Source organism: Streptomyces sp. L500 (assembly GCF_054551825.1).
In genome coordinates, this window is record NZ_JBTOLC010000041.1 from 1 (window position 1) to 13,386 (window position 13,386).

Genomic DNA, 13,386 nt, shown 5'->3' on the forward strand with positions numbered 1-13,386 from the left:
CCGGGGGAGCGGGCGGTGCGGGTGGCGCCGGGGCGGGGGGCGCTGGTGCTGGTGGTGCGCCCGGGGCGGGCGGTGCGGGCGCCGGAGGCGCGCCAGGCCCCGGTGCCGGTGGCGCGGGTGCGGGGGGTGGCGGTGGTGCGCCCGGGGCCCCCGGTGCCGGGGGAGCGGGCGCGGGCGGCGCGGGAGCCGGCGGGGCGCCCGGTGCAGGCGGTGCCCCCGGCGCTGGAGGCGCGCCAGGCCCCGGTGCCGGAGGCGCGGGGGCGGGAGGTGCCGGTGCGGGCGGCGCGGGAGCCGGTGGCGCCGGTGCCGGAGGGGCGGGAGCCGGCGGGGCCGGAGCCGGCGGTCGCGGCTTGCGGCAGCGCAGCCACACCTCCGCGTCCGCGTTCGCGGGAGGTACCTGCGCGTTGACGTTCAGACACCCCGTACCGCTGTCGATGACCTCGGCGTTCACCGCGCCGCCCAGGAGGGACGCGGTCACGTGGGTCGGCGGGTGGGGGAGCAGCGCCAGCGGATTCGGCAGGTGGTGGAGGACCGCCGTCACCGATGTGTCACCGAGCGCGGCGTGCGCGCCGCCGTCGTCCGCGGCCGCCTCGCCCGCCGGCGCGAACACGGCGAGCGCCGCCAACACCCCGGCGTGTGCTGCTCTTCGCCATCCCGTCACGAGGACAGCCTGCACAACCGAGCGTGTGTCCAGCCGTGTTCGCGAGCGGATTCCTCCGATGGGCGGAAAAATCGCCGAGCGCACCCGTAAGAGGTTTATTACGCCGACAAGGCGACGGCGAGCAAGTCGCGTGTGCGAGAGATGAGTTGTCTGTGTCGGGGTTGTAAAACGTGACAGCGGTTATCAGAAGTAGTTGTCCAACTTGCCTGTGTTCCTTGCTGTTTGTAGTTCCGCAAGGATGTTGCGTATGCCACACATCTTCGATCGGTGTTGATCTGAGCGCGTCAACGCTGCCAGGGTTTTGGATCACCCGGAGCGAATCGGTGTTCGCCTCGGGTGTGTCGTGTGACCGAACACGCGACGCCCCCCCACAACTCCACGAGGAGGAACCCTCGTTATGGCAGCCCACAAGCGCACCGGCAAACGGCGTCTCGTCCTGGCGATATCCACCGCCGCGGCCGTGACCGCCGGAGCCACCCTGCTGGCCCTGCCCGCAGGAGCCAGTGCGCCCGCGGAAGGTACCGTCTTCGGAACGGCGTCCAAGGACGCTGTCGACGGCAGCTACATCGTTCTGCTGAAGGACGGCGCGAAGGGCGTGGCGAAGAGCGCCGACGCCCACGCGGTCTCGACCGAAGGCAAGGGCCTGGCCGAGCGGTACGGCGGCAAGCTGGAGCGTACGTACTCCTCCGCCGTCCACGGCTTCTCCGCCAGCGGCCTCGACCTGAAGGAGGCGAAGCGGCTCGCCGCCGACCCCGCCGTCGCCAAGGTCGTCCAGAACCACCGCTTCACGGTCAAGGGCGCTCAGGAGGCCCCACCCTCCTGGGGCCTGGACCGGATCGACCAGACCGAGACCAAGGGCGACGGCAAGTACACCTACCCCGACAGCGCCGGTGAGGGCGTCACCGCGTACGTCATCGACACCGGTGTGCGCATCAGCCACAAGGACTTCGGCGGTCGCGCCTCGTACGGCTTCAACGCCGTCGACAACAACGACAAGGCCGACGACGGCAACGGCCACGGCACCCACGTGGCGGGCACCATCGCCGGTACCGCGCACGGCGTCGCCAAGAAGGCCAAGGTCGTGGCGGTGCGGGTGCTGAACGCCGAAGGGCAGGGCACCACCGAGCAGGTCGTGGCCGGCATCGACTGGGTCACCAAGAACCACAAGGGCCCCTCCGTCGCCAATATGAGCCTCGGCGGCGGCGCGGACGAGGCGCTCGACGCCGCCGTCCAGAAGGCCGTCGCGTCGGGCGTCACCTTCGCCGTCGCGGCGGGCAACGAGTCCACCGACGCCGGCCAGGGCTCCCCGGCCCGGGTGAAGGAGGCCATCACCGTCGCCTCCAGCACGAAGGACGACAAGCAGTCGGACTTCTCGAACTACGGCGCTGTCGTCGACCTCTACGCCCCCGGCTCGGACATCACCTCCGACTGGAACGACAGCGACTCCGGCACCAAGACCATCTCCGGTACGTCCATGGCCACCCCGCACGTCACGGGTGCCGCCGCGCTGTACCTCGCGGGCCACAAGGACGCCACCCCGGAGCAGGTGGCGACCGCCCTGACCCAGGGCGCCACCGCCGACAAGATCGCCAACCCCGGTGCGGGAACCCCCAACAAGCTCCTGAAGGTCGTTCAGTAGTACCTAACGGTTCCTCCCCCGCTGCCCCCGGCCGGTCGCCCGGCCGGGGGCGGTCGCGTGTGGTCACCCGGGCGTGATTTCCCTTTCGGATTGCGACACAAGGGTGAGTAATTCGCTTTGTATTTGATTGCACACCCTTTCAGGCTGCACAGTTCCGTTAAGCGGAAACATCATGTTCCGCCGGTAACCCAGTCACGACAGTCAGGGGAGTGATCGTGAAGGGCATGAGGATTCAGCAGATTCGGCGGTACGCGCCCCATCGTCATCCGCTCGCCGATCAGGTGCACGACGCGCTCACCGTCGTGATCGTGGTCGTCGTCGTCGCCGTCTGTTCCCGGGGAATGAGTCCGGAGGCGCTGGGACTCGTCGGGGTGGTGGCGACCGTCATCGGCTCACGGTCCCGGGCGGGCGCCGGGCAACGGGGATAGTCGCCCCTTGGCGAGACCTGGACGGATTCCCGGCGCGCCCTTGCCCCGCGCTTTGTTCCCACCCCGAGCGCACGGCCCGATGATGGCCGGATATGTGCGTCGCCAAGGCCAAAGGGGTGCGGATGAACGCTGACAAGGGCATAGACGTCGTCGAGTTCGCGTGCGCGCACTGCGGACTGAGCTGGACCCACGAGTACGAGGTGGTCCGCTGCGCGACGTCGAGCGGTTTCGAGCGGGAGTGCTTCAGCATCCACGACCTGCCGGTGATGCCCCCGTACAGCTGGGAGGGAGCGCCCGAGTGCTCCCGGTGCGGTCACTGGGTGGTGGGAAAACTGGCCATGCGGCGCTCATGACCCACCGCCCCGCGCCGCGTTGAAGCCGTGCCGCGTTGAAATCGCCCCGGAGAGTGGTTTGCCCGCCGGAGGAGCACAGACGGCAGGAGTCCGCCAGGACACTGCCGTGGTCCGGACAGGCGGATCATCTCAACAGACGGGGGATGCCATGATGGGCGGCACGGTGCTGTTCGCGCTCGACGAGGACCCGCTCGGCGCGGGCGCCGCGGGCGGGCAACTGCGCAGGATCCGCGAGGAGGTGGAGGCCCACGGCCTCGAGGTGCGCTGGGCCCGCACCGGGACCGACGCGGGGGCGGTACTGCGGACCGAAGCCGGACTGGCGGCCGCCGTGGTGGCCTGGGACCTCCCGCCGGGAAGGCGCGGCCCCGCGGGGAAGGACCGGGAGAAGGACGGGAACGAGCCGGGCGGCGCGGCGGTGCTGCGCCGGATCGGACAGCGCTTCACCGACCTGCCCGTGCTCCTGGTGATGACCGACGGCGCCGACGACGACCTCGAACGGCTGCCCCTGTGGGTGGCGGAGACCGTCGTCGGCTACGTCTGGCCGCTGGAGGACACCCCCGCGTTCATCGCCGGACGGATCACCGGCGCGGCGCGCGCCTATCGCCAGTCGGTCCTCCCGCCGTTCTTCAAGGCGCTGCGCCGCTTCGACGACGCGCACGAGTACTCCTGGCACACCCCGGCCCACGCCGGCGGCGTGGCCTTCCTGAAGTCGCCCGTCGGACGCGCCTTCTTCGACCACTACGGGGAGCGGCTCTTCCGCAGCGACCTGTCGATCTCCGTCGAGGAGCTCGGCTCCCTCTTCGAGCACACGGGCCCGATCGGCGAGGCCGAGCGCAACGCCGCCCGGATCTTCGGCGCCGACCGCACCTACTTCGTCCTCCACGGCAACTCCACCGCCGACCGCATGGTCGGCCACTACTGCGTCGCCCAGGACGAGATCGCCCTGGTGGACCGCAACTGCCACAAGTCCGTCCTCCACGGGCTCGTCCTCTCCGGCGCCCGCCCGGTCTACCTCGTGCCCACCCGCAACGGCTACGGACTGGCCGGCCCGCTGCCCCCGGCGGAGATCGGGGCGGCTTCCGTGGCCGGCCGCATCGCCCGCAACCCCCTCACCCCGGGCGCGGTGTCACCCCACGCCGAATACGCCGTCCTCACCAACTCCACCTACGACGGCCTGTGCTACGACGCGCTCCGGGTCGCCCGCGAACTCGCCCCCAGCACCCCGCGCGTCCACTTCGACGAGGCGTGGTTCGCCTACGCGCGCTTCCACCCCCTCTACGCGGGGCGCTACGGGATGTCCGTCGGCCCCGACACCTTCGACGGGCCCGACCGTCCCACGGTCTTCTCCACCCAGTCCACGCACAAATTGCTGGCGGCGCTGTCGCAAAGCGCGATGGTCCACGTCAAGCCGTCACCGAGGGCACCGGTCGAACACGAGCGGTTCAACGAGGCGTTCATGATGCACGGCACGACCTCGCCGCTCTACCCGGCCATCGCCTCCCTGGACGTGGCGGCCGGGATGATGGACGGGCCGCAGGGCCACTGGCTGGTCGACGAGGCGGTCACCGAGGCGATCCGCTTCCGCCAGGCCGTCGTCCGTACCGGGCGGCGCGTCGCGGCGGCCGGCGACCGCCCCGCCTGGTTCTTCGGCGCCTGGCAGCCCCCGGCCGTCACCGACCCGGCGACCGGCGAGCGTTACGACTTCGCCGACGCCCCCGCCGAGCTGCTGCGCTCGCACGCCTCGTGCTGGGATCTGGAACCGGGCGCCGACTGGCACGGCTTCCCCGGCCTCGCCGACGGCTACTGCCGGCTCGACCCGGTCAAGGTCACCCTCACCTGCCCCGGCATCGACGCCACCGGCGCCTGGGCGGAGTGGGGCATCCCGGCCCGGGTCCTGACGGCCTACCTCGCGACCCGCAACATCGTCGTGGAGAAGACCGACAGCTACACCACGCTCATCCTCTTCTCCATGGGCATCACCAAAGGCAAGTGGGGCACCCTGCTGGACGCCCTGATGGACTTCAAGGCGCTCCACGACGAGGACGCGCCCCTGGACCGCGTCCTGCCCGGCCTGGTGGACCGGTACCCCCGCCGCTACACCGGCACGACCCTGCGCGAACTGTGCCGGTCGATGCACGACCACCTGCGCGACGCGGACCTCGTCGGCCTCCTCGACACGGCCTTCCAGGAGCTGCCACGACCCGTCGTCCCGCCCCAGTGGTGCTACCAGCGCCTCATCCGCCAGGGCACCGAGCGCGTCCGCCTCGCCGACGCGGCGGACCGTGTGGCCGCGGCCATGGTCACCGTCACCCCGCCCGGCATCCCGGTCCTGATGCCCGGCGAGTCCATCGGCGCCGCCGACGGCCCCCTGCTGCGCTACCTCGGCGCGCTCGAGTCCTTCGACCGCCGCTTCCCCGGCTTCCGCAGCGAGACCCACGGCGTCACCGTGGACGACGAGACCGGCGACTACGCGATCGAGTGCGTACGCCAGGACGAGGACATTCCCGCCTGTTGATGCCTAGGGTGCGGGTATGACCGCCACTTCCGTACCCGCACCCCCGCCCGGCGTCCCCGGTCACCACGGACGCACCGCGCTCGTCACCGGAGCCGCGAGCGGCATAGGGGCGGCCTGCGCCTTACGGCTCGCGGCCGCCGGGGCCCACGTCCGCGCGCTGGACCGCGACGCGGCCGGCCTCGACGGGCTCGTCCGGCGGGCGCCGGACCTCCCCGGGACGATCGAGGCCGTGGTCCTCGACCTCACCGACCTCGACGCCGCCGAACAGGCCGCCGCCGGCGCCGACATCCTCGTCAACAACGCGGGCATCCAGCTCGTCCGCCCCGTCGAGGACTTCCCGCCCGCCGCCTTCCACACGATGCTCACCATCATGCTGGAAGCCCCCTTCCGGCTGATCCGAGGCGCCCTGCCGCACATGTACGAGGGGGGCTGGGGCCGCGTCGTCAACATCTCCTCCGTCCACGGACTGCGCGCCTCCGCCTACAAGTCCGCCTACGTCACCGCCAAACACGGCCTCGAAGGGCTGTCGAAGACCGTGGCCCTCGAAGGCGCCGCACACGGTGTCACCTCCAACTGCGTCAGCCCCGGCTACGTCCGCACCCCCCTCGTGGAGAAACAGCTCGCCGACCAGGCCGCCGCCCATTCGCTGCCCGTCGAGGACGTCCTGGCCGACGTCCTCCTGCGCGACTCGGCACTCAAGCGGCTCGTCGAGCCGGAGGAAGTGGCCGAGGCCGTCGCCTATCTCTGCGCGCCGCACTCCTCCTTCGTCACCGGCACCACCCTCGTCATGGACGGCGGTTGGACCGCCCACTGAAGCGCGGGCGTAAGGTGGCCCGGACACGGGAGACGGAGGCGCCATGAACAGACAGGACGGGCCCCAACGGCCCTACGACGTCGTGCTTTTCGGAGCCACGGGGTTCGTCGGCGGGCTCACCGCCGAGTACCTGCTGGAACACGCGCCGCGATCCTGCCGACTGGCGCTCGCCGGGCGCGACCGGACGAAACTGGAACGGCTGCGGGAACGGCTGGCGGCGGTGGACCCGGCGCGGGCCGCCGAGCTGGGGATCGTCACGGCCGACGCGTCCGACCCGGCGGCCGTGCGGGCGCTCGCGGAGTCTACGCACGTCGTCGCGTCGACCGTCGGGCCGTACATCCACCACGGCGAGGAACTGGTGGCCGCGTGCGCGGAGACCGGCACCGACTACACGGACCTCACGGGCGAGCCGGAGTTCGTGGACCTGATGTTCCTCCGCCACGGCGCGCGGGCCCGGGAGACCGGCGCGCGGATCGTCCACGCCTGCGGCTTCGACTCGCTGCCGCACGACCTGGGGGCGTACTTCACCGTGCGGCGGCTCCCGGAGGGCGTGCCGCTGACGGTCGACGGCTTCGTCCAGGCCATGGGGCTGGTCTCCGGCGGCACGCTCGCCTCGTCGCTGACGATCCTCTCCCGGCGGAACCAGGCGGCGGCCGCCGCCCGGGAGCGGCGGCGCCACGAACCCCGGCCGGCCGCGCGGCGGGTCGCGGCGCCGCTGGGCGCGCCGCGGTTCAGCAAGGAGACGGGCACGTGGGCGCTGCCGCTGCCCACGCTCGACCCGGTGGTCGTACGGCGCTCGGCCGAGGCGCTGGAACGTTACGGCCCCGACTTCCGCTACCGCCACTACGCGTCCGTGAAGACCCTGCCGATGGCGCTGGCCGGGCCCGTCGCGGTGGGCGCGGCCGCGGCCCTCGCACAGGTGCCGCCCGTCAGGTCGTGGCTGACGGCCCGGTACGGGCCCGGGCGCGGGCCCGACGCGCGATGGCGGGAGCGCGGCTGGTTCCGGCTGCGATTCGTGGGCGAGGGCGGCGGACGGCGGGTGTTCACCGAGCTCACGGGCGGCGACCCGGGCTACGGCGAGACCGCGAAGATGTTCGCCGAGGCGTCGCTGTGCCTGGCGCTGGACGACCTGCCGACGACGGCCGGACAGGTCACCCCCGCCGTGGCGATGGGCGACGCGCTACTGGAGCGGCTGGCGGCCGCCGGCCTCGCGTACCGCGTCAGGCACGCGCGCTGACGCGGTCCGCGCGACGGGGGAGCCGGGCCCGGTTCAGCACTGGGGCCGGCGGCCGTGGTTGGCCGCGTGCTTGCGGCGCTGCTTCTTCTTGCGACGGCGCTTCGAGGACATGACGCCTCCTCTCCGGGGGAGCTTCCGTTCCAGGGGAGCTTCCGTCCAATTTATCCGCCTCACCGATGGTTCGCTCGGTGATGGTGGTTCGAATCCGCCTTGGTCGGGTTTTCCGGTCATCTGCGAAGCTTGGGGCATGACGAAACGGTTCCGCTCGCCCCTCGCCCACTGGCCCGCCGTCGTGCCCGTCGTGGCCGCCGTCGTGCTGGCCCTGACCTGGGGACGGTCACTGTCCGTCGGGCTGGTGGTCGTCGTGAGCTGCTGCCTGGCCGGTGCGGTCCTCGCCGCCGTCCACCACGCGGAGGTGATCGCGCACCGGGTCGGTGAACCGTTCGGGTCACTGGTCCTGGCGGTCGCGGTGACGGTCATCGAAGTGGCGCTCATCGTCACGCTGATGGCCGACGGCGGCGAGAAGAGCAGCTCCCTGGCCCGGGACACCGTCTTCGCCGCCGTCATGATCACCTGCAATGGCATCGTCGGCCTGTCCCTGCTGGTGGGCGCCCTCCGGCGGCGGGTGGCGGTGTTCAACGCCGAGGGCACGGGCGCCGCCCTCGCGAGCGTCGCGACGCTCGCCGGCCTGAGCCTGGTCCTGCCGACCTTCACCACCAGCACCCCGGGGCCCCGGTTCTCCCCGCCCCAGCTCGTCTTCGCCGCGACCGCCGCCCTCATCCTCTACGGCCTGTTCGTCGCGACCCAGACCGTGCGCCACCGCGACTACTTCCTGCCCGTGACCGCCGAGGGCGTGGTCATCGACGGCGACGACCACGCCCACCCGCCGTCCACCCGCGTCGCCCTGGTCAGCCTCGGGCTGCTGGGCGTCGCCCTGGTCTCGGTGGTCGGCCTCGCCAAGGGCGTCTCGCCCACCATCGAGTCGGGCGTGGCGGCGGCCGGGCTGCCCGCCTCGGTCGTCGGCGTCGTCATCGCGCTGCTGGTGCTCCTTCCCGAGACGATCGCGGCCCTGCGCGCCGCCCGCCGCGACCGCGTCCAGACCAGCCTCAACCTCGGCCTGGGCTCGGCCATGGCCAGCATCGGGCTGACCATCCCCGCCGTCGCGGTGGCCTCGGTGTGGCTGGAGGGCCCGCTCGTCCTCGGCCTGGGCGCCACCCACATGGTGCTGCTCGCCCTCACCGTCGCCGTCGGCACCCTGACCGTTGTCCCGGGCCGGGCCACCATGCTCCAGGGCGGCCTCCACCTCTCGCTCCTGGCCGCCTACATCGAGCTCGCCGTCACCCCCTAGAACGCGAAGGGGCGGCTCGTCCGTCGCCGAGCCGCCCCCTCGCGTGCCGTCAGCCTTCCGTCGTCCGGTGGTGGGCGTCGTGCGCGGGAACCGCCCGGCTGCCCGCGGCGATCAGGAGCGCCGCCACCGTCGTCAGCCCGATCCCGGTGCGCAGGGTGCTCGCCTCGGCGACGAACCCGATGACGACCGGGCCCACCAGCAGCCCCGAGTAGCCCATGGCCGACACCTGGGCGATGGCCGCGTCCGACCGCCCCGGCGCGACCGTCCCGGCCAGCGACATCGTCAGCGGGACGACCACGCACACCGCCAGACCCGTCAGCGCGAACCCCGCGATCGCCACCGGCGCCGTCCCGGCGGTGACGACCACCAGGACGCCCACGGCCGTCGCCCCGCCCGCCGCCGCGAGCAGCGACCGGCCGCCGACCCGGACGCGCAGCCGGTCGCCGAACAGCCTGCCCGTGAGCGTCGCGAGTTCGAAGGCCGGGTAGGCGAGCGCGGCGAGCGCCTCGGAGGCGTGGAGGTCGCCGTGGAGGAGCAGACCGCTCCAGTCGGCGACCAGCCCCTCCAGCAGCAGGCCCAGGAACGAGATCGCGCCGATCACATAGACGCTCGCGGGCAGGCCCCGCCGCCCCTCGGACGTCTCCTCCTCGGCCGGCTCGTCCAGATACGTGCCGCCCACCGCCAGCGCGACCGGCAGCGCGCACACCGCCACGGCCACCACCGAGGCGGTGTACGAGACGTGGAGGGCGGCCAGCAACGCCGCCAGCAGGCCGCCCGTGACCGCCCCGGTGCTCCACCCGGCGTGCAGACCGTTCATCAGCGGCCGGCCGGAGAGCCGTTCGACCAGGCTGCCCTGGGCGTTCATCATCGTCTCGGCGACACCGGAGGTGACGCCGAAACAGGCGGCCGCCGCGAGCAGCAGCGGATAGCTGGGACTGAGGCCGAAGAGGCCCACCGCGACGGTGACCGCCGGGGCGCCGACGCGCAGCAGCGCCCGGTTGCCCACGGCGGCGACGAGCCAGCGCACGCACTGCATCGTCACCGTGGCCGCGACGCCCCAGGTGAGGATGAGCACCCCGACCTTTCCGGCGTCCAGCCCCAGCTTGGCGGCGAGCCCGGGGAGGCGTGCCACCAGGATGCCGTTGACCACGCCGATCAGCGCGAAGGTGACGACGACCCCCGCGTGGGCCCGGCGCAGGGTGCCCGGCGGTACGCGTATGTCGCTGTCGGCGGTGCTCACGACGCTCCCGCTTCCCGGCGTTCGGCGGGCAGTTGCAGCGTGACGCAGTGGATTCCGCCGTCGCCGAGGGCGAGGGCCCGGGCCTCCACGCCGACGATCTTGTGCTCCGGGAGGACGGCCGCGAGGGTGGCGAGCGCCCGCGCGTCCGCGTCGGTGCCGGCCAGGGGCACCACCACTCCGCCGTTGGCGATGTAGAAGTTGGTGTAGCTGATACCCACGTCCTCGCCGTACGCGCGCACGGTCTGCCGGGGCGGCAGCTCGGTGATCTCCAGGCGACGGCCGTGCGCGTCGGTGGCCGCCTCCAGGACGGCGAGGTTGGCCTTGAGCCGCGCGTGGTCCGGCCCGGCGGGGTCGCCCGGGGCCTCGACGACGACCCGCCCGGGCCCCACGAACTGGCACACGTGGTCGACGTGTCCGTCGGTGTCGCCTTCGAGGTGGCCGTAGGGCAGCCAGATCACCTTCGTGGCCCCGAGCAGGTGTCCCAGCTCGGCCTCCATGTCGTGCCGGTCCAGCCGGGGGTTGCGGTTGGGGTTGAGCAGGCACTGCTCGGTGGTGATGAGGGTGCCCTCGCCGTCGACGGTGACCGCACCGCCCTCCAGCACCGTCATGCTGCCCCGGCGCGCCACGCCGAGCGCGCGCAGGAGCCGCTCGCCGGCCTTCTCGTCCTGGTCGTAGGGGAAGAACCGCTCGCCGAAGGAGTTGAACCGGAAGTCCACGCCGACGGGTTCGCCCGCCGGGCCGTGGACGAAGACCGGGCCGGAGGCCCTGAGCCAGGAGTCGTCCAGCGGGATCTCTACGGTGTCGATGTCCACGCCGCACAGCTCCCGCACCCGGCCGGCCCGGCCGGGCAGCACCACGACGGTGACGGGCTCGAACTCCGCGACGGCCCGCACCGTCGCCGCGTAGTCGCGCTCGGCGCCCTCGAAACCGTCACCCCACAGCGCCTCCCGGGTCGGCCACGCGATCAGGCAGGCCGCGTGCCGATGCCACTCCGCGGGCATCCGCAGTCGCTTCACAACACTTCTCCTCAGTCGATAAGGACGGCCGGTGAGCCGCCGTGGAGGGGCTCACCGGCCGGGTCCGGATCCGGCTAGGCCGTCACGGGGGCGAAGGACGTCACCGCCTCGTACGCCGCGTCCCAGTCACCGTCGAAGCGCCCGGCGAGCACGTGCAGCCACCGCTCGACGCCGAAGGCCACGCACGAGGTGCTGGCCTGGACGCCGGACACCAGGATGTCGGCGCGTTCACCGAAGAAGTTGCGGTGGTAGTTCACCGACGCGATGGCGAGCCCGCCGCCGCTGAGGAACTCCTCCTTGGTGGGGAAGAGCTTCTGCATCACGGCACGGGAGCCGTTCGCGTCGAAGAACGGGTCGGTGGCCGTCTCGGTCACAAGCTTCAGCCCGAGGTGGTCGGCGAACCGCAGGATGAGCGACTTGTGGGTGTCGAGGTGGTCCTTGACCGTCTCGGGGTCGCCGATGGCGATGATCTCCCGCATGGTGAAGCCGTGGAGGCGCCGCAGCCCGGTGTACTCGTTCTCGCGGCGGAAGCACTGCGCGATCGTCGTCAGCTTCACCGGCCGGTCCAGCCGGGCGCCCGCGAGGGCCGCGTAGGCGTTGTAGCAGGCCGCCGAGGGGAGCATCAGCGCGGCGTCGGCCAACTGGCCGGCGCCGAGCCGCTCGTCGCGGGCGGCCGGGTGCCGGGGCAGCCCGCTCGTGTCCGAGGTGTCCACGGGGGCCGCCGCGAGCGCCAGGTGGGGGAAGTTGACGAAGTAGTCGAAGCGCGCCAGGTCCGCGACCCGGCTCAGCGGGGGATAGAGGACCTCGGCGGCACTGGCCGCGGCGGCCCAGCCGGTGAACACCGCGTCGAGGGCGGAGCGGAGCCGGACGGCGGTGGGGCCGAGGGTGACGAAGCCGTCGGCGACGTCGACCGGCGGGAAGAGATGGTCACCGGTCACTTCCGGCACCCCCGATCATCGCGTGGATGCGGTTGAGCGTCCGGAAGTTCTCCACGTCGATCGTGCCGGGATCGACGGGCGCCCCCGTGATCTCCTCCAGCAGGACGAGGAACTCGACGAACGCGAGCGAGTCGAGGATCCGCAGCTCGATGAGGTCCTGGTCCCAGTCGAGGGCGTCGGTGGCGTCGTTGGCGCGCCGGAGGAAGTCGACGACCTTCTCCATGGCCTCGTCCGTCTCCGTGGCCTTGTCACTTGCTGACGTCATCGCCGACCCCCCAAGCGGTCTGGAAAATCCCGGCTGCCACGAAGAACCTGTCGACGCGGGCCATCACCTTGCTGTGGAACGCCTCGCGCACCGGGTGCGTCATCGCCGCCCTGCGCGTCTCCAGCGCCTTCGGCATCCCCGAGTCGCGATAGGCGTGGGGGCTGTAGAGGCTGCGCACCGAGTACGTCATATAGGACTTGATGTAGTTCTCGATCTCCAGGCGGCGCTCGGGCCCCGCCTGGTCCTGCTCGCAGGCCCGCGCGTAGAGGTGCTTGAGCAGCTGCTTGCCGAACGCCACGTGCCGGCTCTCGTCGTGGTGGTGCACGGCGTGGATCTCCCGCAGGATCGCGGGGATCTCGGCGGACTTGCCCAGCCGGCTGTTGAAGTAGTCGAAGATCTCCTCGAAGATCAGGATCCTCGCGAAGACCACGACGTCCTCCCAGGCGGGGCCGAAGCCCTCGCCCCGCACCGGGGAGTAGGCCTCCGGGTAGATCCCGCCCGCGTAGCGGTAGCAGAACTCGGCGAAGAACCACATGTGTGCGTTCTCCTCGCCGAGGAAGTGGTGGAGGTATTCGTTGTAGTCGGCGAAGTCCGGGGTGTGGATGCGCTGGGACACCCCGATCATCAGCTCGCGGATGCCGTGCACGTGGAGGCTGAAGAAGTTGACGGTCTCCCGGCGGGCGAGCGCCTTGAGGATCCTCTCGTCCTCGACCAGGCCCGTGCCGTGCGTGGTGAGGTACTCGGGGGTCATCCACCAGGAGTCCTCGGGGACCGCGTCGGGCCAGGAGAACCGGGTGTAGGGGTTGTAGTGGTCGTGCCGCGACTTCTCGGAGAGTCGCGCGAGCATGGCGCCGCTGCCGGCGTCGTTCATGGTGCACCTCTGACTGGCCGTCCGGAGGACGGCGGAGGATTCGCGATGGGTGGTGTTGCGT

General features: G+C 72.0%; 12 protein-coding genes and 1 pseudogene. 7 read left to right on the forward strand and 6 right to left on the reverse strand.

The window, feature by feature from the left end:
* Positions 1-368, reverse strand: a pseudogene (locus ACX9I7_RS26610) (hypothetical protein); the annotation flags it as partial.
* 690 nt (positions 369-1,058) lie between these two features.
* Between ACX9I7_RS26610 and ACX9I7_RS26615 the strand changes: the two are divergent.
* The 7 genes from ACX9I7_RS26615 (at position 1,059) to ACX9I7_RS26645 (ending at position 8,995) form a co-directional block, all read left to right on the forward strand.
* Positions 1,059-2,300, forward strand: a complete 1,242-nt coding sequence (locus ACX9I7_RS26615; RefSeq protein WP_387569802.1) for a S8 family peptidase — start codon at positions 1,059-1,061, stop codon at positions 2,298-2,300.
* 224 nt (positions 2,301-2,524) lie between these two features.
* Positions 2,525-2,728, forward strand: coding sequence for a hypothetical protein (locus ACX9I7_RS26620; RefSeq protein WP_386727304.1), 204 nt, complete (start codon positions 2,525-2,527; stop codon positions 2,726-2,728).
* 122 nt (positions 2,729-2,850) lie between these two features.
* Positions 2,851-3,081 (forward strand): hypothetical protein, encoded by a 231-nt coding sequence (locus tag ACX9I7_RS26625; protein ID WP_387569805.1) that lies wholly within the window; start codon positions 2,851-2,853, stop codon positions 3,079-3,081.
* Positions 3,082-3,229: 148 nt separating this feature from the next.
* A complete protein-coding gene (locus tag ACX9I7_RS26630; protein ID WP_387569807.1) occupies positions 3,230-5,596 on the forward strand; it encodes an Orn/Lys/Arg family decarboxylase in 2,367 nt (788 codons plus the stop codon).
* A 16-nt stretch (positions 5,597-5,612) separates the two neighbouring features.
* A complete protein-coding gene (locus ACX9I7_RS26635) occupies positions 5,613-6,410 on the forward strand; it encodes a 3-hydroxybutyrate dehydrogenase (RefSeq protein ID WP_387569810.1) in 798 nt (265 codons plus the stop codon).
* A gap of 43 nt (positions 6,411-6,453) precedes the next feature.
* Complete coding sequence (locus tag ACX9I7_RS26640) at positions 6,454-7,647, forward strand: saccharopine dehydrogenase family protein (RefSeq protein WP_459388761.1); 1,194 nt, start codon at positions 6,454-6,456, stop codon at positions 7,645-7,647.
* A gap of 247 nt (positions 7,648-7,894) precedes the next feature.
* Positions 7,895-8,995 carry a calcium:cation antiporter gene (locus ACX9I7_RS26645; RefSeq protein WP_459388762.1) on the forward strand — a complete coding sequence of 367 codons (1,101 nt, stop codon included), beginning with the start codon at positions 7,895-7,897 and terminating at the stop codon, positions 8,993-8,995.
* A gap of 49 nt (positions 8,996-9,044) precedes the next feature.
* Here the strand turns inward: ACX9I7_RS26645 and ACX9I7_RS26650 are convergent, their stop codons facing one another.
* From ACX9I7_RS26650 to ACX9I7_RS26670, 5 genes are all read right to left on the reverse strand, one after another.
* A complete protein-coding gene (locus tag ACX9I7_RS26650) occupies positions 9,045-10,235 on the reverse strand; it encodes an MFS transporter (protein ID WP_459388763.1) in 1,191 nt (396 codons plus the stop codon).
* Positions 10,232-11,251 carry an agmatine deiminase family protein gene (locus ACX9I7_RS26655; protein ID WP_459388764.1) on the reverse strand — a complete coding sequence of 340 codons (1,020 nt, stop codon included), beginning with the start codon at positions 11,249-11,251 and terminating at the stop codon, positions 10,232-10,234. The genes ACX9I7_RS26650 and ACX9I7_RS26655 overlap by 4 nt, the downstream gene beginning before the upstream one ends.
* Before the next feature lie 74 nt (positions 11,252-11,325).
* Entirely contained in the window at positions 11,326-12,189 is an 864-nt protein-coding gene (locus tag ACX9I7_RS26660) for an aminoacyl--tRNA ligase-related protein (protein WP_459388765.1), read from the reverse strand.
* Positions 12,179-12,454 (reverse strand): phosphopantetheine-binding protein, encoded by a 276-nt coding sequence (locus ACX9I7_RS26665; protein WP_358633568.1) that lies wholly within the window; start codon positions 12,452-12,454, stop codon positions 12,179-12,181. The genes ACX9I7_RS26660 and ACX9I7_RS26665 overlap by 11 nt, the downstream gene beginning before the upstream one ends.
* Complete coding sequence (locus ACX9I7_RS26670; protein WP_387569826.1) at positions 12,438-13,325, reverse strand: diiron oxygenase; 888 nt, start codon at positions 13,323-13,325, stop codon at positions 12,438-12,440. The genes ACX9I7_RS26665 and ACX9I7_RS26670 overlap by 17 nt, the downstream gene beginning before the upstream one ends.
* Positions 13,326-13,386: the final 61 nt, after the last annotated feature.

What these genes read in the sequence shown, in the direction of transcription:
- ACX9I7_RS26615 (WP_387569802.1), top strand. Translation starts at nt 1,059, where the DNA reads ATGGCAGCCCACAAGCGCACCGGCAAACGGCGTCTCGTCCTGGCGATA.
- ACX9I7_RS26635 (WP_387569810.1), top strand. Translation starts at nt 5,613, where the DNA reads ATGACCGCCACTTCCGTACCCGCACCCCCGCCCGGCGTCCCCGGTCAC.
- ACX9I7_RS26625 (WP_387569805.1), top strand. Translation starts at nt 2,851, where the DNA reads ATGAACGCTGACAAGGGCATAGACGTCGTCGAGTTCGCGTGCGCGCAC.
- ACX9I7_RS26645 (WP_459388762.1), top strand. Translation starts at nt 7,895, where the DNA reads ATGACGAAACGGTTCCGCTCGCCCCTCGCCCACTGGCCCGCCGTCGTG.
- ACX9I7_RS26665 (WP_358633568.1), bottom strand. Translation starts at nt 12,454, where the DNA reads ATGACGTCAGCAAGTGACAAGGCCACGGAGACGGACGAGGCCATGGAG.
- ACX9I7_RS26670 (WP_387569826.1), bottom strand. Translation starts at nt 13,325, where the DNA reads ATGAACGACGCCGGCAGCGGCGCCATGCTCGCGCGACTCTCCGAGAAG.
- ACX9I7_RS26630 (WP_387569807.1), top strand. Translation starts at nt 3,230, where the DNA reads ATGATGGGCGGCACGGTGCTGTTCGCGCTCGACGAGGACCCGCTCGGC.
- ACX9I7_RS26620 (WP_386727304.1), top strand. Translation starts at nt 2,525, where the DNA reads ATGAGGATTCAGCAGATTCGGCGGTACGCGCCCCATCGTCATCCGCTC.
- ACX9I7_RS26640 (WP_459388761.1), top strand. Translation starts at nt 6,454, where the DNA reads ATGAACAGACAGGACGGGCCCCAACGGCCCTACGACGTCGTGCTTTTC.